Raw genomic sequence first — 23,554 nt, forward strand, 5'->3', positions numbered from 1 at the left:
CGCGCGCCCCGTTGGCCGGGCCCGCCGTGCTGGCCACGAGCGTGGCCCCGCAGCCGGCCACGGTCCGCGCGGACCTCACGGCGCTCGACCCGTCGGACGCGCACCTCCCCGTGCGTACCCGTATCGGGTGAATCGAAGTCACGACTGTCGATCACCGACCTTGTCCGTCGATACGGTCGCCGGCATGCCCTCACGTCACCACGAAGTCCTCGTCGACATGTTCCGGGAGCGGCCGGACCTGGCCCCGACACTTCTTGCCGGACTTCGCGTCAACGTGCCCCCCGTTTCAGGAGGCCAAGCTCTCGCCGGGCGACCTCACCGACGTTGTCCCCACGGAGTACCGGGCGGATGTCGTCGTCACGCTGACCGACGGGGACGCGGCGGCACGCGAATACCTGAGGCGCTCATGACCACCACACAGCACCGCTACGGGAGCGACGTCGCGCGCCGGTACTTCAGCGCGGGCGATCATGGGCTAGGGTCGGCGGCATGATCCATGACGCGCCGGCCGACGAGCTTCTTCTCGTCGCCGTGGTGGAGATGGTGCCCGGACACGCCGAAGCGGGGCAACGGTACGAGGATGTGGTGCTGGACCTGCTCGGCCGGCACGGCGGCACACTGGAACAACGCCTGCGCAGCACGGACGGCGCCACCGAGGTGCACGTCATCCGGTTCGCCGCGCGCGCCGGTCTGGAGTCCTTCATGGTCGACCCGGACCGCCTCGCCCACCGCGACCAGGTCGGCGCCGCCGCGCCCACCACCCGCGTCATCGACGTCCGTCCGGTCTGACCGCGGCGGATCATCCCGTGGTGATCGTGGCGAGTGTCCCGCGGGCGATGACAGCCACCTCGGTGGTGAGGTCGGGCAGGTCGCCCTGGTAGGTGGACGACTCGTCCCAGTGGACCGAGACGATCGCGTCGCCGTCGTACGCCTCGACCGTCGTGCCGGAGATGGGGTCGTCGCACGCCCGGGCGGCCGTGCCCACGTCCGGTACGACCGTGCACCGCTCGTGCTGTCCGCGCGCGAACTCGCTCGCCGCGCCGTCGGCCGTGTCCCAGATGCGCGCGCTGATGCCCACGATGACCGAGTCGGGCGAGACCTGGGCGGCTCTGACGGTCACGAAGCAGTCCTGGTCGACATAGTCCCCGTGCCGGGCCGGCGCCTCCGGTCTCCTCGTAGCCACCGGATAGATCCTGGTCAGAGGCGTCAGGTCCAGCTGCGCGCAGAGGGTGTCGGTGGCGCGGTGCCGCGCACCGGAGTCGGTCAGCACGGTCCACGGCGCGCCGGACCCGCCGGGCACGCTCGGCGTGGGCGCGGCGACCGGCGGGTCCAGCCGGCAGGCGAGGACCGTCAGCACGATCGCCAGGCCTGAAACGCCCCGGATGACCGCACCGCGACGTGCGGGAACACGAAAGTGGGACAGCGCAGCACGGACGCCCATGGCGCCTCCTCGGTGGGTTGGACGCGGATCGCTATCCACATCCAAGCCACCCCGCGGCGGTTCCGACGCACTGTCCACATCGGCCGGCCGACCTCGGCGGACGCCACGTCCACAGGGGGTGACAGCGCCTGGTCAGCCCTGCTAAATGGCGCGACCGTCCGACGTCGCGAGGGCTAGCATCGCCCGCATGACCAGATCCCGCCGCACGCCACGACGGCGCGGCGGCCGGGTCGCCCCGCGGCCCGTCCCGGTCGCCATCGGCGGTGCCAGGGTCCTGCTCGCCGGTCTGTTCTCGGTCAGGCAGGAACACGAGGCGCTCATGGACGCGCTGGCGGAGGCGGTGACGGCCGCAGGGGCCGTCGTGGTCGGGCGGTTCACCCAGCGACGTGGCGTCTCCGACGGCGGCGTGCCCAAGCTGAACCAGCCCTTCTCCCGGCGGACGCTACTCAGGGGCGGCAAGGTCGCCGAGATCGCGACCGCGCGGTCGGAGCATGCCGCGGACGCGGTCGTGTTCGCCAATGAGCTGACCGGGCACCAGCGCGACGTGCTGCGGGTGGCGTTCGGTTGCCCCGTGTTCAGCGGGCACGACCTGCCGGGCCGCGCTCAGTCGTCGAACTCGAAGCCGTCGGCGATCGCCGCGGCGACGATGGCGCGGAGCCGGTCGGCGTCCGAGGCCACCGCGTCGAGCAGCGCGCCGAGCTCCGCGAGCGCCTCCCGGTCGGTCCCGTACGCCACGAACATGCCGGCCTCGGGGTCGTAGCCGAAGCGCCCGTCGAGGTGCTGGGCCTCGGTGGCCACGAGGCGCTGGGCGATGCCCTCCCAGAAGTACCCGTTAGGTTCGTGCCGCAGCGACGTGATCACGTCGTCCACGTCGGTGGTCCCGGCGTTGAGCAGCAGCGAGTACTTGCCGGGGTCCAGCTCGATCAGGTTGGTCGCGCCCATGCCGTTGTCTCCGTTCATCGGACTGGGCTGACCCAGTACGTCTGCTTGTGTCCGCGCGCCTCCATGGTGGCGGCGACGCGGTCGGCCTCCTCCCGCGAGGGCACGCGGGTGACCTCGAACTGGTTGCCGTTGTCGTCCTGGCGCCACACCACCCAGGCGGGCGCGACCTCGTCGGGCGATCCGGTTTCCACCGGCGCAGCATGACAGAGGGGTACGTCAGTCCGTACGCGCGACGCCGGTAGCATCGCTTGACCGCTCCGCTGGCCCCCACCACCTGGACGCAGACGTGGCTTACGACACCGACGTCGACGAGGAAACCACCACCGAGACCGGGACCCGGACCAGTTCCGGGGCCGGTCAGGAGATCTACCTCGGTCTGCTCTGGCTGGGCACCTCGATGTGGGTGGCCCGTCAGGAACTGGCCGCGAGCGGCGACGCGTTCTCCGGCGCGTTCGGCGCCGCCGTGGCGGCCCTGCCGGGCGTCGTGGCCGGCACGCTGGTCACGGCCGCGGGCCTGGCCCACACGATCGCCGCCCGGTTCCGGTCCGCCATCGTGCGGCTGGGCGCGGGGGTGCTGGTGGGCGCGCTGTTCGGGGTCGTGGCCGCGCTCGGGGTCCGGTTCGCGTACGGCGACGCGCCGTCCATCATGGTGCTCGCGGCGACCGTCGCGGGCGCCGGCGCGCTCGGTGGTGTCGTGACCGCCCTGCCCGACCCGGTCATCGAGGCCGGCATGTGGGCCACGTCGTGGACGTTCTTCGCCGGTGTGATCTTCGGCGTGCTGCGCCCGCAGGTGGTGATCGCGCTCGGCACGGGCGCCGAGGCGCAGACGCGGGCGACGTACCTGCTGTGGCTCGCGACCGGCCTGATCGCGGCGTACTTCACCTGGCAGAAACTGCCGGACCGCCGCCGCTGGGCGCCGGTGGCCGGGGCGCTGCCGGGCCTGTTCCTGCTCGCCGCCGAGCTGCTCACCCGCCTGGGCGGCGACGCCGTGTCGACGCTGGTCTTCAGCGCGGAGACGGCGGCCCTGAGCGACGCGCAGCGCCTGCGCCTCGCCCTGGTCGTGCTCGTGGTCGGCACCTTCGTCACCAGCCTGGCGGCCCTGCGGAGACGGTAACCGCGACCACCCAGCGGGATAACACGTCGAGACCCGCCACCCGGAAATCCTAGGGTCGACATGTGCCGATCATCGAAGCGAGCGGTCTGACCAAGACGTTCCGCAGGCCGGACAAGCGGGAGGGCCTCGGCGGCTCGATCGCCCATCTGTTCACCCGCCGGTTCACCGACCACGTGGCCGTAGACCACGTCGACCTGACCGTCGAGCCGGGCGAGGCGGTCGCCTATGTCGGCCCGAACGGCGCCGGAAAGAGCACGACCGTCAAGCTCCTGACGGGAATTCTGGTGCCCTCGAGTGGCGAGGTGCGCGTCGCCGGCGTGGTGCCGCACCGGGAGCGCACGGCCAACGCCCGCCAGATCGGCGTGCTGTTCGGCCAGCGCACCCAGCTGTGGTGGGACCTGCCCGTCCGCGAGTCGTTGGCGCTGCTGCGCGACCTGTACGACGTCACCGACGCCGACTACCGCGCACGGTTGGCGGAGTTCGATCATATCCTCGGCATCGGCGAGCTGCTGCCGGTCGTGGCCCGCAAACTGTCGCTGGGCCAACGGATGCGCGCGGACCTGGCGGCCGCGCTGCTGCACCGCCCGCGCGTGGTCTACCTCGACGAGCCGACGATCGGCCTGGACATCGCGGTGAAGGACCGGGTCCGGGCATTCCTGCGCGAGCTGTGCGCCGACGGCACGACGCTCATGCTGACCACCCACGACCTGGGCGACATCGAGGACGTGTGCCAGCGCATCGTCATCATCGACGAGGGCCGGATCATCTTCGACGGCAGCATCGCGCAGGTGAAGGACAGCTTCGCCCGCCAGCGCCAGCTGCACGTCGACTTCACGCAGACCGTGCCACGCGCAAAACTGGCCGAACTGCTGCCGGGCGCCGAGATCGAGGGCGACGCGCGGGCTTTCACGATCGGATTCGACCGGTTCACGCACACGGCCGCCGAGGTGATGACGGCGCTGCTGGCGGCCGGCGAGGTCGCCGACTTCCGGCTCGACGAGCCGGCGATCGAGGACGTCATCCGCCGCGTCTACGCCGGCGACCTGGACCTGGCCGCATGAAGAAGTACATGACCCTGGCGAAGATGCAGGCGCGCGCCGTCCTGGCGTACCGGCTGAATTTTGTTCTCAGTCTTTTCGCCCTGATGTTCCAGCTGTTCGCGATGCTGGCGATCTGGGGCGTGCTGCTCGGGTCGGGTCAGAATCTCAACGGCTTCGACTGGGCGCACATGAAGGCGTATCTGCTGGTCGGGTTCCTGTGCGGGGCGCTGGTGTCGCAGTCGGCGGACTGGCGCATGGCGGGCCGCATCCAGGACGGCATGGTGGCGATCGACCTGACCAAGCCGGTCGACTACCAGAAGGCCCAGTTCGCCACCGTGGTGGGCGGCGCGTGGACCGAGGTCGTCACGGCGCTCGCGGTGTGCGCCGGGGTGATCGCCTGGACGGGCGCGGTGCCCACCCCCGGCTGGCAGGGGGCCGCACTGTTCGCGCTCAGCCTGCTGGCCGTGCTCCCGTTGAAGTTCCTCATCGTGTACGTGTCGGCGCTGGCGTGTTTCTACACCCAGAACTATCTGGGCGTGCACTGGGCCCGGCTGGTGATCGTGAGCCTGTTCTCCGGCGCGCTCGTGCCGCTGTCGTTCTTCCCGGAGTGGGTGCAGCAGCTCGCGGCGGTGCTGCCGTTCGCCAGCATGTCGGCCACGCCGGCGCTGATCTGGATCGGGCAGCTGCGCGGCGCCCAGGCGCTGCTGATGATCGCCGCTCAGTTCGGCTGGGTGGTGGCACTGTGGCTGGCGGCCCGACTGATCTTCCGGCACGCGATCAAGCGCGTGACGATCCACGGGGGTTGAGATGCGACGCACGCTCCGGCTCTACCGGCGGCTGCTCGGCGCGCACCTGCGGGCCGCCCTGCAGTACGAGGCCGACTTCTGGATCATGATCGCCGCGGCGGCGATGACCCAGGCGGTCGGGGTCGTCTTCCTCGGCGCCATCTTCGCGAAGATCCCCCACCTGAACGGCTGGACGTTCTGGGAGGTCGTCACCGTGTACGCCATGGTGAGCCTCGGCGAGGGGGTCGGCTCGCTGTTCTTCGAGGGCAGCTGGCGGCTGGCCCGGCGCATCAACCAGGGCGAGCTGGACTACCTGCTGGTCCGGCCGTACCCGGTGGCGTTGCAGGTGATGGGCAGCGACGTCGGCCTCAACGGGGCCGGCAACATCCTCGTCGGCGGCGTCCTGCTGGGCCTGGGCGTGGCGCACAGCCGCGTCGACTGGTCGGCCGGCACCGTGCTGCTCGGCGTCGTGCTCCTGATCAGCGCCATCGTCATCAGGACCGCGATCTCGTTGGGCACCAACTCCGGGTCGTTCTGGATCGCCGGGCCGTTCAGCGTGTTCGGCTACGCCCTGCACCAGGTCGGGGACCTGGCCCGCTACCCGATCACCATCTACGCCCTCGGCGTCCGGCTGGTCATCGGCGTGGTCGTCCCGTTCGCGTTCGCGAGCTTCTTCCCGGTGGCCGTGCTGCTCGACCGTGGTGACGCGGCGAAGCTCGGCCTGCTCACGCCCGTCGTCGCGGTCTACTGCGTCGTCGTGGCCCGGTGGGTGTTCCACCGGGGGTTGCGCCGCTACGAGAGCGCCGGCAACTGACGTCAGGCGAGCGCCCGGCCCAGCCCGCCGCCCCGGGTGCCGCCGACCAGCTCGGTGCCGACGATCGCCACGGCGCCCGTGACGGTCAGGCCGCGGCGGCCGCCCTTGAGGACGACCACGGCGCCCGCCTCGGCGACGGCGGCGGTGCCCTCCTCGGGGATGCCGACGACGAGGCTCGCCGCGGCACCCGGCCGGCCGGCGATCGCGGTGACCGCGTAGCCGAACATGTCGTCCTCCTCGTCGTCGCCCGGCACGCCCCACGTGCTCTGCGCGAACACGTCGGCACCGGCCCCGGTGACGGTGCCCTGGTCGCTGTAGAGCACGGTGACCGAACCGGCCCAGCCGCGCGAGCCGATCCGCTCGCCGGGCGCGCCGGCCGCGAGGTCGTCGTACCCGTCGCCGTTGAAGTCGCCGAAGGCGAGCGCCGCGCCGAACATGTCGAGCTGCTCGGCGGAGTCGGGAACGCCGGCGGTGTCCTGGCTGATCGCGGTCGCGCCGGCGGTCGTCAGCCCCAGCCACGAGCCGCGCAGCACGGTGACCGTGCCCGCCGCCTCCTGACCGCGCAGCGTCTCCTCCGGCGCCGCGATGGCCAGGTCGGCGCGACCGTCGTGGTTCACGTCGCCGGCCGCCAACGCGGCCCCGAAGTTGTCCCGCGACTCCGTGCCGCCCGGCATTCCCCGGCTGTGCTGGGTCCAGTGCTGGCTGCCGGCGCCGGTCAGCCGGCCGTCGACGCTGGGCAGCACCACGACCGCGCCGGTGTTCTCGGCCCGGCCCAGATCCTCCAGCGGGACTCCCACGGCCAGGTCGTCGCGCCGGTCGCCGTTGAAGTCGGCGAGTACGACGGCGGCGCCGAACCAGTCGCCGCCCTCCCCGCCGCCCGGCACGCCCGGGCTGTCCTGGGTGAAGAACTGCGAGTCCACGACGGACAGTCCCGTGACCGAGCCGTAGAGCACGCCCACCCCGCCGCCCGGCACCACGTAGCCGTCGCCGGGCACGCCCAGCGCCAGCTCGTCCCATCCGTCGCCGTTGACGTCGCCGGTGGCCAGGGCGAGCACCCCGACGGCGCCCATCGGGGCGCCGGGCACGTCGGCGACGGTGAACGCCCGCGCCGTGGCGCTGTCGAGCCCGCTCGCCGAGCCGCGCAGGACCAGGATGTCGGCCTGCCCGCCGGCGACCGTGACGGCGACGTCGGCGTAGCAGTCGTCGTCGAAGAACCCGGTCGCCACGGCGTCGCCGATGCCGTCCACGGCGTCGCCGACCAGCGGCGCGATGCCGTCGCTCGTCCGGTCCAGGTACTGGTTGCCGACCGTGGTCAGGCCCGATGCCGTGCCGAAGAGCACCCGCAGCGCGCCGCTGGGCTTCCTGCCGACGGTCCGGAACGGCTGGGTGATCGCGAGGTCGGGGCGGCCGTCGCCGTTGACGTCGCTGCGTACGCGGGTGGCGCAGCCGCCGGCATGGGCGGTGCCCCCGACCCACGCGACGGTTACCAGCAGTGGTGTGACGATCAGGGCGGCGACCCCGATGCGGGACGTCGTGTGCGGAGCTCGCGCCATCGGGCGGCCCTTCTCATGTCGATCTTGCGGGATTGCGCGCCATGATCGCACGCCGGCGACGATCCCGCTATCCGCACCTCCGCACGAGATCGCACCCCGTCAGCTCAGCACCGACGGCACCGCGCCCGCAATGGGGTTCACCCGTTAGAACTGCCTGGTCACCAGCCGCGTCAGAGCCCGGCGTCGCCCATCGCCAGGCGCATCAGCAGCATCACCACACCGACCACCACGACGCCGACGACCGCGCCGATGGCCGTCGCGAGGGTGCCCCAACCGAGGGCCGCACCGGGGCCGGCACCACGGTCCCGGGTGAACCGGCGCGCGAGCGCGAGGGCCAGCGGGGCGCTGACGACCAGCAGCCCGCCGCCGTAGATCCCCAGGACGATGGCGACCAGGTCGCCGAAACCACTGTCGTTGGCGAGCCCGGACCCGATCGCGACCAGGAGCGCGACCAGGTACAACGCGTGCCAGCCGAGCACGGTCCAGACGGCGACGCGGCGGGACCGGTCCGGCGCCACAGCAGGGGCTGCATCAGTCATGCGTCAATATCAGCACGGCGGCACAAGAGTGGATCTCCGCCGTTCAGCCGAGGTCAGGACGCCGGACCGACCGCCTCGATGGCGTAGCCGTCGGGGTAGGAGGGCGTCCTGATGCCGTCGGCCATGAACGGAACCCCGCGCGGCCCGTGGAACCACCGCACGATCATCGCGCGGGTCCGCAGGCTGGCGCCGACGACGGCGCGCGCCAGCAGGGGCGGCTCGGCGGCCCCGACCGCCCGGCGCACGGGCGGGTCCAGCAGGCAGTTGGCCACCGTCGGCGCGAACCGGGCCAGCCGGCCGGGCAGCCGGCCCTTGAACAGCTGCGTCGTGGCGTTCATGAGCGTGGTGCCCGCCGGGCTCGGCGCCAGGAACCGTCGCTCGTAATCGTCGAAGAACTCCGCGAAGGCGGCGTACCCCGAAGGAATGTCCTTGATGTTCATGCGGCGACCCATCCGGCTGTAGAACTGCGCCGTCGCCGCCTTCTCGTGACAGCACAACGGCCGCCAGCCGTGCCGGTCGACCCAGCGGGTCGGCACGACGACCAGCGTGGCCAGCACGTAGCGGTAGTCGTCCTGGGTGATGTCGAAGCGCTGGTGGATGCGGTTGAGCTGGCGCACGGACGCGCGCCCACGCTCGCTGTCCACCCCATGAATGATCATCTCGTACATGAGGATCGCCGTGTCGTCGGCGCGCTTGCGCGGGCGCGCGGTCAGCTCGCCGGTGCCCGCGATGAGCGTCGCGATCGACGGGATCGCGTACGTCCGGTAGAACGCCAGGTTGAGCGCCAGCAGCATGTCCCACGGGAACTCCCGCAGCACGGCGGCGGCGTAGATCTCCTCGCAGTCCGCGACCGGATCGAGCGTGCGCACGCGCTCCAGGTGTCGGTACCGTCCCCGCATCGAGCCTCCCCCTGCCGACGACGGCAGTCTATCCACAGGGCATTGACGGCGAACTCTACCGTCTTCACCATGACGGCCTTGATCATTCACCCCGCTCTCCGCACCGCCAACCGCACCGTCCTGGTCTGGTCCGGCGTGCTCGCGGTCGGGGTATGCGGGTGGGTGATCTCCGTCGGCGACCTCATCGCGGGCGGCAAGCTGGGCTCGACGGGCTACGTGTGCGCCGCCGTCGGCATGTTCGTGGTGATCGCCATGGTGACCGGCCTGTCGCACCCGGTGAACCGCCGCCTGCTCCACCCGGACAGCCGCAACAACGCGCACCCCGTGCTGGCGGCGTCCCTGGTGGTCGTCGGCTGGTACGTCACGCTCACCGCCGTCGTAGGCATCCTCGCGGCGGCGGTCGGGCTCAACAGCGAGAACGGGGTCGCCACGGCGACCTGGTACGCCTGGCTCATCGGCGGTGCCGTCGCCATCGCCGGCTGCATCGCCGCCTACGTGTACGCCGACCGCCGCTGATCACAGCGCCGGACATCGAGCCGGTGAGGGTGCGGATACACGTTCGTAACGGTTTGTGGCGTAGATCGAAACGGATCAGGGGTCTACTACTGACGACTCACCACCTGGTGGGGCGCGCCTAGGGTTCCGCCGCGGTTCGCGGGCCTGGTCCGAGAGGCGCAGGTGTCCGAACGGTCGGCCACTCCACGGCGGGACAAAAACCCGGGAGACAGCCAGACCTGGCTGTTGCTCGGGCCAGGCCGTCCCACCCGGGAGAACCGATGGGCTTCCATCACCACCACCACGCGAACCCCGACAACCCGCACCACCTGCACGACAAGTACGGACCCGAGGCCCGCTACGCCGTCGAGCGCGAGGCGGAGCTGCCCACCACCAAGTGGGACGAGGAGATCGCCCGCGGCCTGGAATACGGCCTGCCCGGCGCGGACTCCATCGTGGACAAGCGCATCCCGACGTTCTCCCGCGGCGAGCTGCCGCACTTCGCCGGCATCAACACCTTCCTCAAGGCCCCCTACCTGGAGGACGTGCGCCGCTGCGGGGAGTACGACGTGGCCGTGCTCGGCGCGCCGTTCGACGGCGGGACGACCTACCGCTCCGGCACCCGGTTCGGGCCGCAGGGCATCCGCAAGATCTCGGCGCTCTACGGGCCGTACTCGTTCGAGCTGGGTGTCGACCTGCGTGAGTCGATCACCATCGCGGACCTCGGGGACATCTTCACCATCCCCGCGAACATCGAGAAGACGTTCGACCAGATCTCCAAGGCTGTCGCCCACGTCTACGAGTCCGGCGCCTTCCCCGTGGTGCTCGGCGGCGACCATTCGATCGGGTATCCGACGGTTCGTGGCGTTGCCCAGCACATGACCGGAAACCTCGGCATCATTCACTTCGACCGGCACGTCGATACACAAGAGACGGACCTGGACGAGCGCATGCACACCACGCCCTGGTTCCACGCCACCGACATCCCGAACGTGCCGCCCAAGAACCTCGTGCAGATCGGCATCGGCGGCTGGCAGGCGCCGCGGCCCGGCGTGAAGGTCGGCCGCGAGCGCGGCACCACCATCATGACGGTCACCGACTGCGTCGAGATGGGCATCGAGGCCGCCGCCGAGCGCGCCCTCGAGGTCGCCTGGGACGGCGCCGACGCCGTGTGGCTCTCCTTCGACGTCGACTGCCTCGACGCCGCGTTCGTCCCGGGCACCGGCTGGCCGGAACCGGGCGGGTTCCTCCCCCGCGAAGTGCTCAAGTTCATCCAGATCATCGCGGACGCCAAGCCACTCGCCGGCATCGAGGTCGTCGAGTGTTCCCCTCCCTACGACAACGCTGAGATCACGTCCCTGATCGCCACGCGTGTCATCTGCGACACCCTCGGCTGCCTGGTCCGCGCCGGCCACCTGCCGAAGCGCCGGGCATGACGCATAGGAGACCGGATATGAAGCGTTCCTTGTTGACCCGCGCCCTGGCGGGCCTCGGCGCGGCGGCGCTGCTCGTCGCGAGCGCCGCGTGCGCCGAGGACAAGCAGGTCGACCCGCCCGTCGCCGGCGGCTCGGACCCCGTCACCGTCACGCTCGCCTTCAGCGCGTGGCCGGGCTGGTTCCCGTGGCAGGTGGCGCAGGAGAAGGGCCTGTTCGCCAAGAACAACGTCAAGGTCGACCTGAAGTACTTCGACAGCTACACCGACAGCCTCACCGCCCTGTCCACCGGCAAGGTCGACGCGAACAGCCAGACCCTCAACGACACCATCGGGTCGTTGTCCGGCGGCGCCAAGCAGACGATCGTCCTGGTCAACGACAACTCGTCGGGCAACGACCAGATCATCGCGAAGCCGGGCATCAACACGGTGGCCGACCTCAAGGGCAAGACCGTCGCGGTCGAGCAGTACACGGTCGACCACTACCTGCTGCTGCTCGCCCTCAAGAAGGCCGGGCTCACGGAGAAGGACATCACGCTCAAGCCGCTGCTCACCGACGCGGCCGCGGCCGCGTTCGCCGGCGGGCAGGTCGACGCGGTCGGCGCGTTCGCGCCGTTCACCACGACCGCCCTCGCGCTGCCCGGCAGCAAGGCGATCGCCACGTCGAAGGACTTCCCCGGCGCCATCCCCGACCACCTGGTCTTCACCGCCGACTTCGTGAAGGCCCACCCGGTGGCGGTCCAGGCGGTCGTCGACACCTGGTTCGACACGCTGGAGTGGATCGCAGCCAACAAGGCCGAGGCCATCTCCATCATGGCGAAGAAGGGCGGCGTCTCCGACGCCGACTACGCCGCGTACGACGCGGGAACCTCGATCTTCACGCGGGACCAGAACCTCGCGGCGTTCACCCCGGGCAGCACGCCGGCCAACCTGAACTACCAGGCCGAGCAGATCGCCCAGTTCCTCGTCGACACCGGCCTCGCGCCGTCGAAGCCCTCCCTGGACGGCCTGTTCAACGACGCCTTCGTCAAGGCGGCCACGGGGTGAGCACGGTGACCACCGACGCACCCGCCCGGTCGGGCTGGACGGCGCTGCCCAGGCGCCGTGCGGCCCGGCCGGTGCCGGCCCTCCTGCGGCCGCGTACGCCGTTGTCGCGGCGTACGCGCGCGATCCTCGCCACGGCGTCGATCGTGGGGCCGGTCGTGGGCTGGTGGGCGCTGTCCGCCAGCGGCGTCGTCGACCCGCCGCAGTTCCTGCCGTCCCCCGTGGCCACCTGGAAGGCCATCGTGGCGATGGCGTCCACCGGCGAGCTGTTCACCGACGCGTGGGCGACGATCCAGCGGGTGTTCTGGGGCTTCGGCGCCGCGATCGCGATCTCCGTCCCGCTGGGCATCCTGATCGGCACGTTCCGCGGGGCGCAGTCGCTGTTCGAGCCGGTCATCGGCCTGGTCCGCTACCTGCCCGTCGGCGCGTTCATCCCCCTGCTGATCATCTGGCTGGGGCTGGGCGAGCCGCCGAAGATCACCCTCATCCTGCTCGCCACGGTCTTCTTCAACACGGTCATGACAGCGGACGTGGTGCGCCAGGTGCCGACCTCGCTCATCGACGTGTCCTACACGCTCGGCGCCCGCGTGGGCGAGGTGCTCCGCAAGGTGATCATCCCGCACTCGCTGCCCGGCATCGTCGACGCCATCCGGGTCAACGCCGCGGCCGCCATCAACTTCGTGGTGGTCGCCGAGCTCATCGCCCCCGACGCGGGCCTGGGCTACCGGATCACCAAGGTCGCGCGGTTCAGCCAGGTCGACCAGATCTTCGCGGTACTCGTCGTCATCGCGCTCATCGGCGTGACCATCGACATCACCCTGCGGATCCTGCGCGACCGGATCGGGAGGTGGGTGTGAGAGGCGCACTCGAACTCGCCGGCGTGGGCATGGTCTTCGCCGGGCGGCGCGGTCCCGTTACCGCGCTGGAGCAGATCGACCTCACGGTGCCGCGCGGGCAACTGCTCGCCATCGTGGGCGCGAGCGGCTCCGGCAAGTCGACGCTGCTGTCACTGGTCGCGGGCCTGCAGCGGCCCAGCAGCGGCGTCCTGACACTGGACGGCGTCGAGATCACCGGCCCCGGCCCCGACCGGGGTTGCGTGGTGCAGAGCGGCGCGGTCTACCCGTGGCGCACGGTCGAACGCAACGTGGGCTTCGGGTTGGAGTTGCTACGTCGGCTCCCCCGCGCCGAACGTGCGGAGCGGGTCGCGTGGTATCTCGCCGAGACCGGCCTGTCGCACCTCGCGCACGCGCTGCCCAAGCAGCTGTCCGGCGGCCAGCGCCAACGGGTCGCCATCGCCCGGGCGCTCGCCTGCGAGCCGGACGTCCTGCTCCTCGACGAGCCGTTCGGCGCGTTGGACGTGCAAACGAAGGAGGACATGCAGCTCCTGGTGCGCCGTATCTGGGCGGACACCGGCAAGACGGTCCTCATCGTCACCCACGACGTCGAGGAGGCCATCTTCCTCGGCCAACGCGTCGTGGTTCTCGCCTCCGACCCCGGCCGCGTCGCCTCGGACGTCACCGTCGACCTCCCCGACGACCGCGACCTGACGGTCAAGCGAACCCCGAAGTTCATCGAGCTCCGCGCCACGATCGAGGACCTGGTCCGTACCTACCACCAGAAACACGTCGCCGCCCGGTAGCCCACGGTTTGTGCCGCCCATGGTGGGATGCCTCTGCCGACGTCAGTGGTGAATCCGCCATGGGCGGCACACACGTGGTACGAAGTGCGCACAGCACTCACGGAAGGTCGACGGGCATGCCAGAGGTCGCGCAGCACTTCCTGGCCGGGACCTACACCGCGGGATCCGGCGACACCGTCATCGCGGTGAACAGCCCGGTGACCGGGGAGCACCTGGCCGACCTGCCCGTGCCGGCCGGGTCGGACATCGACGCGGCGGTGGCGGCGGCCCGGGCCGCGTTCGACGACTACCGGCAGTGGAGCGTCCACGAGCGGGCCGAACTGTGCCACCGCATCGCCGGCCTGATCGCCTCGCAGGCCGAACGACTGGCCCGACTGACCACGTTGGAGCAGGGCAAGCCGCTGGCCGAGGCCCGCGACGACGTCCACGACAGCGCCGCGTTGTTCGTCGACTCGGCCGAGGACGCGAAGCGACTCTACGGCGAGACGATTCCCAGCACGTCCCGGGACAAGCGGATGTTCACCTTCCGTGCCCCGGTCGGCGTATGGGCGGGCATCACGCCGTGGAACTTCCCCCTCATGATCATGTGTGAGTTCATCGCCCGGCGCTCGCCACCGGAAACGCGATCGTGGCCAAACCGCCGGAGCTCACCCCGCTCGCCTGTCTGGCGCTGGGCGACCTGCTCGCCGAGGCGGGTACGCCACCGGGCCTGGTCTCGATCCTGCCCGGCGCCGGGTCCACCGGTGCGGCGCTCGTGCGCCATCCCGGGGTGGACGCGATCGGGTTCGTCGGCTCCTCGCGGACAGGCGAGCGGATCGTCGCGACGATGGGGCTCAAGCGTTCCATCATGGAGATGTCCGGCAACGGCCCACTCATCGTGTGCGCCGACGCGGACTGCGCGGCGGCCGTCGCGGCCGCGACCTACGGCGCGTCCTGGAACGCGGGCCAGGTGTGCTGCGCGAGCGAGCGGGTCATCGTGGACGCCGCCGTGCACGACGAGTTCCTGGCGGCCTGCGTCGAGGCGGCGAAGACGGTGCGCCTGGGCGACCCGTTCGACCCCGCCACCACCCTCGGCCCGCTGAACAACGAGCCGACCGCGGCGAAGATGGACCGCCACCTCGCCGACGCGGTGGCGCTCGGCGCCGAGCCGGTCATCGGTGGTGCGCGCGCGGCCGGCTACCCGACCCGGCTCTACTACGAGTACACGCTGCTGGACGGCGTCACCCCACAGATGCGGGTGGCGGCCGAGGAGAGCTTCGGCCCGGTGCTACCTGTCCTGACCGGCCGCGGCGACGACGAGATCCTGCGCCTGGCCAACGACTCCGACCTCGGGCTGCAGGCCGCCGTCTTCACCCGGTCGCTGCGCCGGGCCTTCCGGTACGGCGAGCAGCTACGGGCGGGCTCGGTGGTGGTGAACGAGTCCACCGACTACTTCGAGGGCGCCCAGCCGTTCGGCGGGGCGGCCGGGACCCGCACCGGCTGGGGACGGGTCGGCGGCATGGCCCAGCTGCGGGACATGACCGACCTCCGGACGGTCATCATCAACCTAGGTTGAGCGGGTCATGATGAGGCAACCGACGCTGTTCCTGACGGTGGGACTCCCCTGCGCCGGGAAGACCACCGCCGCCCGGCGCATCGAGATCGAGTACCAGGCACTTCGTCTCACGAAGGACGAATGGATGAAGGCCCTGTACGGGCACGAGAATCCGGAGTCGGCTTCGGACGTGATCGAAGGACGGCTCATCCAGATCGGGATCCGCGCGCTCGAACTCGGCAACAACGTCGTGATCGACTTCGGCCTCTGGAGTCGGGACGAGCGCTCGGCGCTACGCCGGGCGGCAGCGGACCTGGGCGCGACGGTGGAGCTGCGATACTTCGAGCTCACCCCTGCCGAGCAACGCAGACGAGCCGATCAGCGCCTGGCCGAAGCGCCGGACACCACCTGGCCCATGTCCGACGAGGAGCTCGCCGAATGGGCTGCCAACTTCGACGTTCCCACGGCGGGCGAGCTCGACGGCAGCGAACCTATTGACGACCCACCGGCCGGCTTCGTGACATGGGACGAGTGGCGCGGACACCGCTGGCCGCCGTCGATCACCTGACGCCGGCTCCTGCCCCGCGTTGCCACGGCCATTCCGGGGGCATCCATGTGCGCCTCTGGACGGAGGTCACGCCCACTAGAGCGTCCTAGGAAGTTATTCGCCGACTCCTACTCCGCGAGGGCGGCCGTGAGGCGCCCGACGAGCGTCGCGAGGGGGGCCCGCAGTTGCGGGCCGCCCTCGACGCGGAAGTCGACGGGGATGTTGGCGAGCCACTCCTGCGCGTACATGGTCGGGTTGCGGGTGCTGCCGATGAGCACACATCCGTCGCCGAGCGGTTCGAGCCGCCCCATCGGTGGCCGGATCCAGGGCGTGACCTCGGCGAGCGGGGCGGTGAACACCACGCGGGTGGCGAACTGCCAGCCGGTGCCCAGGTTCTCCTCGAGCGTGGCGACCGGGTCGAGGTCGTCGGGCGGCGTGAACCCGCGGGTCGTCTGCTCGACCGCGCTGACCCGGTCGACCCGGTACGTGCGGACCGCGTCGGCGCGGTGCGACCGGCACAGCAGGTACCAGCGCCCGTAGCGCACGACGACGGCCCACGGGTCGACCTCGCCCGACCACTCGTCGCCCGACCCGCCCCGGTAGGACACGACGACGCACCGTCGGGCCGCGCTGGCCGCGACGAGCGCGCTCGTGATCGCGGGATCCGGTCGGGTCGCGTTCCGGTCGGGGGCGGCGGCCGCATGCGCGCGCAGCGCGGCGGCCTGGCGGCCGACGCTCTCGGGCAGCGCCTGGATGACCTTGCCCAGCGCGGAGCCGACGATGTCGTCGCCGTCGACGGCGGCCGGCTGACCGTCGAGCACCGCCATGACCAGGCTGAGGGCCTCCGACTGGCTGAACACGACGGGCGGCAGCCGCGTGCCACGACCCAACCGGTACCCGCCGTGCGGGCCCCGGATGGACTCCACCGGTATGCCGGCCTCGCGGAGGATCCCGATATACCGGCGCGCGGCCCGTTCCGTGACACCCAGCCGCCCGGCGAGCTGGTCGGCGGTGGTGCCCGGCCGGGCCCGCAGGATCTCCAGTGTGCGCAGGGCACGCGCGGTCGGGCTGAGGTCGCTCGGCACGGCATCACATTAACCGGAAGCCGATCGTCCGGAACAGGTTCTAGCGTGGCGGGGAACCCACGTCAGGAAGGCAGTGACCATGGATATGGTGCTCATCGGCGGCCTGTGGCTCAGCGGGTCCGTCTGGGACGGCGTCGCGGACGAACTCGCCTCGCTCGGCCACCGTCCCGTGCCGGTGACCCTCCCCGGGCAGGGCGACGGAGCGGTCTCGGCCACGCTCGACGACCAGCGCACGGCCGTGCTGGCCGCCGTCGACGGGGCGGACGGTGGGCCGGTCGTGGTGGGACATTCCGCCGCCTGCACCCTGGCCTGGCTGGCCGCCGACGCCCGGCCCGACCGCGTCGCCCGGACCGTCCTGATCGGCGGCTTCCCGTCCGCCGACGGCCAGCCGTACGCCGACTTCTTCCCGGTGACCGACGGCGTCATGCCGTTCCCCGGCTGGGCCCCGTTCGAGGGCGCGGACACGGCGGACCTCGACGAGCAGGCCCGGCGGGCCATCGCCGACGCCGCGATCCCCGTGCCCGAGGGGGTCGCGCGGGGCGTCGTCCGGCTGACGGACGAGCGTCGGTTCGACGTCCCCGTCACGCTCGTCTGTCCCGAGTTCTCACCGGCCCAGGCACGGGAGTGGATCGACGCCGGCGAACTGCCCGAACTCGCCCGCGCCAAGCACCTCGACCTCATCGACCTGGACTCCGGTCACTGGCCCATGGTCAGCCGGCCGGTCGAGTTGGCCCGCCTGCTCGCGGCCTGCGCCTGACGTGAGCGCCACATCACCTAAAGCATCCTAGGAGGTTAGTCACGAGATCCTCGGCCGAACGGGCGACGCCAGGGACGGTCCACAGTCGATAGAACTGGAGGCACCGGCACGTGGGCGACGGGGGTACGGTGACGACCAGGATCATCGGCATCTACGCGACCAAATGGCGCCACCACGAGCCGGCCACCGAGGACACCCGGCCGACGCTGGAGCTGGGCCGGCTCACCGAGTTCTACGACTTCTACCGCGACCAGCTCCCCCGTCAGCTGCACCACGAGCCGGTGGCACGCTTCGTCCTCGACCAGCCACTCCCCGACGGCACCCTCGTCGACGTGCAGTTCTGGCTGTTCGCGCTGCCCTCCGACAGCGTCGTCGCGGCGGTCACCCTCGACCTGCGGCTGCCCGCCCTCGACACGGACGCCGCCCCGACGTCCGCCGCGTTGGAGGCGTTCATCTACGCGGGCTTCACCATCGACGGGCTGCTGCTGTCCGACCACATCGCGCTGCGCGCGGCGGCCACGGGCGCCGAGGAGCTGACGCTGCCCGGCGAGACGCTGCCGCTGCTGCCGGAACGCCACATGATCGTGTTCGCCGGCGAGCCGGGCGACCCGCTGCCCACCGACGACGTGGTGGCCCAGGCGCTCTACCGCCGCGACCCGCCGTACCGGCAGGAGTTCGCCCCGGTCGTGCGCCCCCCGGAGCTGAACCAGGGCCGCACGCTGGGCGCGATCACCCCCTACGCCAGCCTGCTGTACGGGCACGAGGACTTCCTGCGCGACAGCATCTTCCTGTCCACCGTGCAGGCGGTCGGGACGGCGTGCCGGTTCCGCCAGATCTGGCACGAGGCGCACCGGCGGGTGCGCGACTTCCGCCACAACCAGCAGCGCGAGGAGATCGGCACGCAGCAGCGCGCCGACATGGAGGTGCTCGTCGACCACCTCGGCAACCTGGAGTTCGACCTGACCTTCAGCGTGGAGTTCCCGCTGATGCGCATCGAGAGCTTCTTCTCGGCGCTCTACCAGGCGATGGACCTGCCCAAGCAGGCGGACACGCTCAGTGACATGTTCGCGCAGCTCGCCGGCAGCATCCGGTCGGAGATCATGGCGATCGACATCCGGGAGCGCGAGGTGGCCGAGCGGGCCGCCCGGGAGCGCCGCGACGCCGACCTGCGCCAGCAACGGCGCAACGCGCTCGCCGCGAGCACGGTCACCATCATCGCGGTGCCGACGACGCTGCTCGTCTCGTTCTTCGGCATCAACGCCTCGCAGGTGGACGGCAACCGGTCCATGTTCGACCACCACTACCTGGGCGCGTACGTCGTGGCGATCGGGCTCGCGCTCATTCCCGCGGCGGTGTGGCTGCACCCGTACATTCCGTCCCTGTGGCGGCGCCGTCGCCGACGGTAGGGGCGCTCGCGTGGGGCGCGGCCGCCGCGCTGCGTAAACAGAGGCCAACCACCTGAGTACGGCGTTGCCATCGAAACCCTTCATATGTAGAGTTTCAATATGCCACGACGTCCCGACACCTCGCCGCAGACGTTGCGCGTCTTCGCGGCGCTGCTGGAGGACCCCGAGGGCTGGCACTACGGCTACGCGCTGAGCAAGCGCACCGGCCTGCCGTCGGGCACCCTCTACCCGATCCTCATGCGCCTCGCGGAGCGCGAGCTCCTCACCACCCGTTGGGAGGAGGCCACCACCCCGGGTCGGCCGCCCCGCCACGCCTACCAGCTCACCCCCGACGGCACGGCCCTGGCCCGCGACCGTGTCGCGCAGGCCACGCCGGCGCCAGCCAGCCGGGTGCGACCCGCCGCCCACCCGAGGACGGCCTCATGAGCGCCGGGACCGGTCCGCTCGATGCCGGCCGCTCGGACGACCCGGTTGACCACCCGGAGCCCGCCGGCGGCGCGGCCGCGCGCGCGGCGCGGGCGCTGCTGACCTGGGCGGTGCGCGGGCGGTCCGCCCACGGCACCGAGTGGGGCGAGGCGATGCTGCGCGAGCTGGACGAGGTCGACGGGGGTCGGCAGCGGCTGCGCTGGGCGGTGAGCGGCGCGTGGACCGCGTGGCGCGACCGCCTGCGGCACCTGCCGGAGTCCCGGATGATCGCCGCGGTCCCCCGCCCGCTGCGCCCGGTGGTCAGCGTCCTGGCCACGTTCCTGGTGACACTGGGCGCCCTGACGCTGGTCAACCACGTCGCCCTGTCGGTGAGCTACATCCCGTCCGGTTCGATGGAGCCGACCCTGGCCATCGGCGACCGCGTACTGGTCGACCGGATCGGCTTCCGGATCACGGGCTTGGAGTACGGCGACATCGTGACGTTCACCCGCGACGACGGTGTCTCCACCGACAAGACCTTTATCAAGCGGGTCGTCGGGCTGCCGGGCGACGTCATGTCCTGCGCGGGCGGCCACCTGACCCGCAACGGCGACCCGGTCGACGAGAGCTACCTGCCGGCCGGCACGGTCACCGCCGCCGGCGTGGGCGAACGGCCCGCGGCCGACTGCCAACCGGTCACCGTGCCGGACGGGGAGATCTTCGTGCTCGGCGACCACCGGGAGATCTCCATCGACTCCCGCACGTTCGGGTCGGTCCGCGAGGACGCCGTGGAGGGCAGGGTGCTGGGCACGATCTGGTCATAGTGGAGCGTGCGTGCGGACCCAGTCGCGGTTCTCCCGCACGACGGTGAACCCGGCCGACCGGTAGAGCGCCACGGCGGCCGTGTTCGCCGACGGCGTGACGACCGCGACCGCGCTCGCCCCCCGGTCGGCGAGGGCCGCGCACGCACCCAGTACGGCGTCGCGACCGTAGCCGTGCCCGCGATGGTCCGGATGGGTGCCGACCGGCTCGAGCAGTCCGCACCTGCCCACGCCCGCGAACCAGCCGGTGGCGGCGGCCGCGGGTGCCCCCGCGGGCGTGCGCACGAGCGCCTCCACGGCCATACCGCCAGCCGGCGACTGCTTCATCGTGTGCCAGCGCTCGACCGTGAACGTGGACTTCTCGAAGGCCGAACGCTGCACCAGCACCCGGTCGGCCGCGTCGGCCGCGTCGACCGGCCCGGCGCGGCTCGAGACCGGCCGCGGGGCCCACGACATGACGAGCCAGCTGTCCTGCTCGCGCTCCCACCCGGGCATGGGCAGGCCGTCGACCCAGGCGTCGCCCGGGTCGAGCAGTCGCTCGGCGTCGGCCGCCAGCGCCCCGGGATCGGCGCCGGGAGCGGCGGTCACCCGCAGCACGGAGCTGTCGAGGTAGCCGACGGCGACCGGTGCGGCGTCGTCCGTCCACAGGAGAACAGCCGCGTCGTCGAACCGCAGGTGCCAGCCCACGTCCCCCGGATGGAGCCCGCCGGCGGGCGCGTCGGCCGGCGTCCATTCGCTCAGCGTGCGCAGCGCCGGGTCGGTTTCGGCGGGGGTCACCAGGTGGCGCGCAAGGGAGCTCATGGACGGCAGGTTAGCCAGCGCGCCCCGGCGTGGCGACGCCTTTTAGCACGCCCGCGCCGGGCGGGCTGGCGACCAGCCCGNCCGGTTTCGGCGGGGGTCACCAGGTGGCGCGCAAGGGAGCTCATGGACGGCAGGTTAGCCAGCGCGCCCCGGCGTGGCGACGCCTTTTAGCACGCCCGCGCCGGCCGGGCTGGCGACCAGCCCGGCCGGCGCGGATCCTCAGACGCGGTACGGGTTCGTCCCCGTGGCGGCGATGAGGAACCAGCTCGTCGCGCCGACGTGCTGGCGCTGGAAGTACCCGAACCCGAAGCCGGTGTCGAACGCGCTGCTGGCCGACACCACGCCCCCGCCGGCCGGCAGTGGCGTGCCCGTCCAGGTGCCGCCGTCGCCCGGGTTGGACAGGCGGCCGTCGGCCGGGTCCGAGGTCAGGCCGACCGTCTGCCCGCCACCGAGCGACGTCTGCGCGACCACCACCTGCCGCAGGTACTCCACGGCGCGCCTACGGTCGCCGTGGGCGTCGCGGGCGAGCAGCGCCGCGGCCATGTGGCCGTTGCCCTCCAGCCAGACCGCCGACTGGTTGTTGTTCCCCGTGCCGTTGGGCACCGGGCCGGTCAGCGTCTTGGCCATGTCGCTGAACGTCACGCCGGAGACGGTCACGCCCGCCGGCAGCTGCGAGTTCGGCGCGGCCGGGGTGTCGGTGACGGCCAGGCTGCGGGCCGTCCAGTCGATGGCGCCGGCGTGCGCCCGGTCGCCGAGGCTCAGGTACGCCCAGGTGTTGACGTCCTCCGGCAGGATCGCCGTGTTGATGAGGTTCGGGTCGTCGGCCGGGTTCGAGCCGAGCGTGCCCGTCCAGTAGTAGCCGCCGCGCTTGTTGAACATCCTGCGGACGAAGTCGCCGGCGACGTCGGCCCGCCGCGCCCAGGCGCGGTCCTTCGTGTAGCGCGCGAGCAGGGTGAACAGCCCGTACACGTCGATGTTGTGCTCGGTGGAGCACCAGCGCTGCGGGGTGACGCCGTCGCCCTGCACGCCGCCGTGGTAGCCGCCGTACGCGTACGGCGAGACGGCCGTGTTGACGATCCACTCGCTCGCCGCGACGGCTCCGTCGAGGTACTTGCGCTGGCGGGTGTGCGCGTACAGGTGGGTCAGGGACAGCGCGACCCAGGCGACGTCGCCGACCGCCGAGCCGCTGAACCCGAACGGCCACAGGAACGCGGCCTTGCCGTCCTCGCGGACCAGCCCCGGGAAGTACGGCCACCAGCCGTAGAACAGCATCGGCCCGGCCGCGTAGGCCTGCCGGACGCGGCCGTCGCTGTGCGCCTCGTCGTTGCCCTGGATCCACAGGAACGCGTCGCCGATGAGCTTGGCCCGGGCCACGTTGGCGGCGGTCGGCCGGGACAGGTACGCAATCACGGCAAGCGCGTTGTCGTAGACGAACGCGGTGGTCATCAGGCCGGACTCGTTGTTGTAGCTCTGCAGCAGGCGCGGCGTGGCGCCGGTGACGTAGGCGTCCTGCACCGTGTCGAGGTAGCCGAAGGCCCGGTTGACGGGCTCGGCCAGGCCCTTGTCGACGAGCCGGCCGGGCTCCCCGGCGCCGTGGGCCGAGGCGGCGGACGCGGGCAGTGCCATCGCCACGGCGGGAGCGGCCGCGGTCAGCGCCGCCGCCGCGAACAGGCCCCGCCGGCTCAGCGCGGGGTTGGGGAGACGGGGTGGGACGGAGGACATGCGTATCTCCTATTGCTGCATATTTACGGGAGTATCAGCGGTGAGAGAGCGCTCTCACGGTACCGGCGAACCTCGCCGTCGTCTATCCCCGAGCACCGTCGTGGCCCGGACCGACCGGCCCGGGCCACGATGCGGACAAACCCCTAAACCGACACCTACGGGGCGACGCGGTCGCGGATGCTGTCGAGCACCGCCTCCGCCGCCCACGCGGCGGCGTCGGCGATGTCACGCCCGTCCATGCCGAACTCGCGGCGGAACGTCACCCAGGCCCCGACGGAGTCGAGGTGCGACAGCGCCGCGATGACCGCCCTGCGCTCCGCCGCGTCGAGGGACGGCACCTCGGCGTCGAGCAGCCGCTCGAGCCGCGTCCGGCCGGGCGACGGCGCCGCGCCGCTCACGCCGCGCATCGCCGTCTCCGCGACGACGTGCGCGAGTTCCGGCCGCACGTCGTAACGCTGCATCGCGTCGCGGATCGCGAGGGGGATGTCGAAGATCGAGTGCGACTCCTCACGGGCGAACACCGTCGCCTCGATCCACGCCGCGGTCGCCAGCAGCAGGTCGACGCGCGTGGGGTAGTTGCGGAACACCGTACGCTCGGCGATGCCGGCCCGGCGCGCGATGACCCGGTACGACACGTCGTCGCTGCCGACCTCCTCGATCAGCTCGGCGTAGGCGGCGAGGATCGCCGCCTGCGTGCCGCTCAACGCCGGGACGGTCGTCGACCCGGTCACGACGCCTC

The 23,554-nt window shown here is 71.7% G+C and carries 25 protein-coding genes, 2 pseudogenes and 1 riboswitch; of the genes and pseudogenes, 17 read left to right on the forward strand and 10 right to left on the reverse strand.

What is annotated here, in order from left to right:
* The first annotated feature begins 489 nt into the window (after positions 1-489).
* Positions 490-789, forward strand: a complete 300-nt coding sequence (locus tag ABD211_RS22605; protein ID WP_344135428.1) for an SUI1 family translation initiation factor — start codon at positions 490-492, stop codon at positions 787-789.
* A 10-nt stretch (positions 790-799) separates the two neighbouring features.
* Here ABD211_RS22605 and ABD211_RS22610 read toward each other — a convergent pair whose 3' ends face one another.
* Positions 800-1,441 (reverse strand): hypothetical protein, encoded by a 642-nt coding sequence (locus ABD211_RS22610; protein ID WP_344135430.1) that lies wholly within the window; start codon positions 1,439-1,441, stop codon positions 800-802.
* 319 nt (positions 1,442-1,760) lie between these two features.
* On the opposite strand from ABD211_RS22610, the pseudogene ABD211_RS22615 reads away from it, so the two are divergent.
* Positions 1,761-2,006: pseudogene (locus ABD211_RS22615) on the forward strand (HflX-like GTP-binding protein); the annotation flags it as partial.
* A gap of 38 nt (positions 2,007-2,044) precedes the next feature.
* Here the strand turns inward: ABD211_RS22615 and ABD211_RS22620 are convergent.
* Both ABD211_RS22620 and ABD211_RS22625 read right to left on the reverse strand, forming a co-directional pair.
* Entirely contained in the window at positions 2,045-2,401 is a 357-nt protein-coding gene (locus ABD211_RS22620) for an Imm51 family immunity protein (RefSeq protein ID WP_344135433.1), read from the reverse strand.
* Positions 2,398-2,574: a hypothetical protein gene (locus ABD211_RS22625; RefSeq protein ID WP_344135436.1), complete on the reverse strand. Its 177-nt coding sequence runs from the start codon at positions 2,572-2,574 to the stop codon at positions 2,398-2,400. The genes ABD211_RS22620 and ABD211_RS22625 overlap by 4 nt, the downstream gene beginning before the upstream one ends.
* Positions 2,575-2,669: 95 nt before the next feature.
* On the opposite strand from ABD211_RS22625, the gene ABD211_RS22630 reads away from it, so the two are divergent.
* The 4 genes from ABD211_RS22630 to ABD211_RS22645 all read left to right on the forward strand — a co-directional run bounded on the left by ABD211_RS22630 (position 2,670) and on the right by ABD211_RS22645 (position 6,136).
* The gene (locus tag ABD211_RS22630; protein WP_344135439.1) at positions 2,670-3,497 is read left to right on the forward strand and encodes a hypothetical protein; all 828 of its coding nucleotides are present in this window, start codon (positions 2,670-2,672) and stop codon (positions 3,495-3,497) included.
* Between the two features lie 62 nt (positions 3,498-3,559).
* A complete protein-coding gene (locus ABD211_RS22635) occupies positions 3,560-4,558 on the forward strand; it encodes an ABC transporter ATP-binding protein (RefSeq protein WP_344135442.1) in 999 nt (332 codons plus the stop codon).
* Positions 4,555-5,343 carry an ABC transporter permease gene (locus tag ABD211_RS22640; RefSeq protein ID WP_344135445.1) on the forward strand — a complete coding sequence of 263 codons (789 nt, stop codon included), beginning with the start codon at positions 4,555-4,557 and terminating at the stop codon, positions 5,341-5,343. The genes ABD211_RS22635 and ABD211_RS22640 overlap by 4 nt, the downstream gene beginning before the upstream one ends.
* Before the next feature lies 1 nt (position 5,344).
* Positions 5,345-6,136, forward strand: coding sequence for an ABC transporter permease (locus ABD211_RS22645; protein ID WP_344135448.1), 792 nt, complete (start codon positions 5,345-5,347; stop codon positions 6,134-6,136).
* 2 nt (positions 6,137-6,138) lie between these two features.
* On the opposite strand, the gene ABD211_RS22650 is transcribed toward ABD211_RS22645, so the two are convergent.
* From ABD211_RS22650 to ABD211_RS22660, 3 genes are all read right to left on the reverse strand, one after another.
* On the reverse strand, positions 6,139-7,689 hold the full coding sequence (locus ABD211_RS22650; RefSeq protein WP_344135451.1) for an FG-GAP repeat protein: 1,551 nt from the start codon (positions 7,687-7,689) through the stop codon (positions 6,139-6,141).
* 170 nt (positions 7,690-7,859) lie between these two features.
* The gene (locus tag ABD211_RS22655) at positions 7,860-8,228 is read right to left on the reverse strand and encodes a hypothetical protein (RefSeq protein WP_344135454.1); all 369 of its coding nucleotides are present in this window, start codon (positions 8,226-8,228) and stop codon (positions 7,860-7,862) included.
* A 53-nt stretch (positions 8,229-8,281) separates the two neighbouring features.
* Complete coding sequence (locus tag ABD211_RS22660; protein ID WP_344135457.1) at positions 8,282-9,127, reverse strand: oxygenase MpaB family protein; 846 nt, start codon at positions 9,125-9,127, stop codon at positions 8,282-8,284.
* Between the two features lie 69 nt (positions 9,128-9,196).
* Between ABD211_RS22660 and ABD211_RS22665 the strand changes: the two genes are divergently transcribed.
* The 7 genes and pseudogenes from ABD211_RS22665 (at position 9,197) to ABD211_RS22695 (ending at position 15,839) form a co-directional block, all read left to right on the forward strand.
* Positions 9,197-9,643 carry a hypothetical protein gene (locus ABD211_RS22665; RefSeq protein WP_344135460.1) on the forward strand — a complete coding sequence of 149 codons (447 nt, stop codon included), beginning with the start codon at positions 9,197-9,199 and terminating at the stop codon, positions 9,641-9,643.
* Positions 9,644-9,750: 107 nt separating this feature from the next.
* Positions 9,751-9,853: riboswitch (guanidine-I (ykkC/yxkD leader) on the forward strand.
* 50 nt (positions 9,854-9,903) lie between these two features.
* On the forward strand, positions 9,904-11,058 hold the full coding sequence (locus ABD211_RS22670) for an agmatinase family protein (RefSeq protein WP_344135463.1): 1,155 nt from the start codon (positions 9,904-9,906) through the stop codon (positions 11,056-11,058).
* A 17-nt stretch (positions 11,059-11,075) separates the two neighbouring features.
* Positions 11,076-12,101 (forward strand): ABC transporter substrate-binding protein, encoded by a 1,026-nt coding sequence (locus ABD211_RS22675; RefSeq protein WP_344135466.1) that lies wholly within the window; start codon positions 11,076-11,078, stop codon positions 12,099-12,101.
* Between the two features lie 5 nt (positions 12,102-12,106).
* Complete coding sequence (locus ABD211_RS22680) at positions 12,107-12,955, forward strand: ABC transporter permease (RefSeq protein WP_344135469.1); 849 nt, start codon at positions 12,107-12,109, stop codon at positions 12,953-12,955.
* Positions 12,952-13,737, forward strand: a complete 786-nt coding sequence (locus tag ABD211_RS22685; RefSeq protein WP_344135472.1) for an ABC transporter ATP-binding protein — start codon at positions 12,952-12,954, stop codon at positions 13,735-13,737. The genes ABD211_RS22680 and ABD211_RS22685 overlap by 4 nt, the downstream gene beginning before the upstream one ends.
* 116 nt (positions 13,738-13,853) lie before the next feature.
* Positions 13,854-15,292, forward strand: a pseudogene (locus tag ABD211_RS22690) (aldehyde dehydrogenase family protein).
* A 10-nt stretch (positions 15,293-15,302) separates the two neighbouring features.
* Positions 15,303-15,839, forward strand: coding sequence for a P-loop nucleotide/nucleoside kinase family protein (locus ABD211_RS22695; protein ID WP_344135538.1), 537 nt, complete (start codon positions 15,303-15,305; stop codon positions 15,837-15,839).
* A gap of 107 nt (positions 15,840-15,946) precedes the next feature.
* Here ABD211_RS22695 and ABD211_RS22700 read toward each other — a convergent pair whose 3' ends face one another.
* A complete protein-coding gene (locus ABD211_RS22700) occupies positions 15,947-16,903 on the reverse strand; it encodes a helix-turn-helix transcriptional regulator (protein ID WP_344135475.1) in 957 nt (318 codons plus the stop codon).
* Positions 16,904-16,982: 79 nt separating this feature from the next.
* Here ABD211_RS22700 and ABD211_RS22705 point away from each other — a divergent pair, with 79 nt between their 5' ends.
* From ABD211_RS22705 to lepB, 4 genes are all read left to right on the forward strand, one after another.
* Entirely contained in the window at positions 16,983-17,660 is a 678-nt protein-coding gene (locus ABD211_RS22705) for an alpha/beta fold hydrolase (protein ID WP_344135478.1), read from the forward strand.
* A gap of 128 nt (positions 17,661-17,788) precedes the next feature.
* Positions 17,789-19,066, forward strand: coding sequence for a hypothetical protein (locus ABD211_RS22710; RefSeq protein WP_344135481.1), 1,278 nt, complete (start codon positions 17,789-17,791; stop codon positions 19,064-19,066).
* Between the two features lie 99 nt (positions 19,067-19,165).
* Entirely contained in the window at positions 19,166-19,492 is a 327-nt protein-coding gene (locus ABD211_RS22715) for a PadR family transcriptional regulator (protein ID WP_344135484.1), read from the forward strand.
* The gene (lepB, locus tag ABD211_RS22720; RefSeq protein WP_344135488.1) at positions 19,489-20,295 is read left to right on the forward strand and encodes a signal peptidase I; all 807 of its coding nucleotides are present in this window, start codon (positions 19,489-19,491) and stop codon (positions 20,293-20,295) included. Before ABD211_RS22715 ends, lepB begins: the two co-directional genes overlap by 4 nt.
* Here the strand turns inward: lepB and ABD211_RS22725 are convergent.
* From ABD211_RS22725 to ABD211_RS22735, 3 genes are all read right to left on the reverse strand, one after another.
* Positions 20,290-21,093, reverse strand: a complete 804-nt coding sequence (locus ABD211_RS22725; RefSeq protein WP_344135491.1) for a GNAT family N-acetyltransferase — start codon at positions 21,091-21,093, stop codon at positions 20,290-20,292. The two genes, lepB and ABD211_RS22725, sit on opposite strands and share 6 nt — an antisense overlap.
* Positions 21,094-21,312: 219 nt before the next feature.
* A complete protein-coding gene (locus ABD211_RS22730) occupies positions 21,313-22,815 on the reverse strand; it encodes a hypothetical protein (RefSeq protein ID WP_344135494.1) in 1,503 nt (500 codons plus the stop codon).
* Between the two features lie 155 nt (positions 22,816-22,970).
* Positions 22,971-23,546 carry a TetR/AcrR family transcriptional regulator gene (locus tag ABD211_RS22735; RefSeq protein ID WP_344135497.1) on the reverse strand — a complete coding sequence of 192 codons (576 nt, stop codon included), beginning with the start codon at positions 23,544-23,546 and terminating at the stop codon, positions 22,971-22,973.
* Between the last annotated feature and the right edge of the window lie 8 nt (positions 23,547-23,554).

The organism is Luedemannella flava (genome assembly GCF_039528515.1).
Taxonomy (GTDB): Bacteria; Actinomycetota; Actinomycetes; order Mycobacteriales; family Micromonosporaceae; genus Luedemannella; species Luedemannella flava.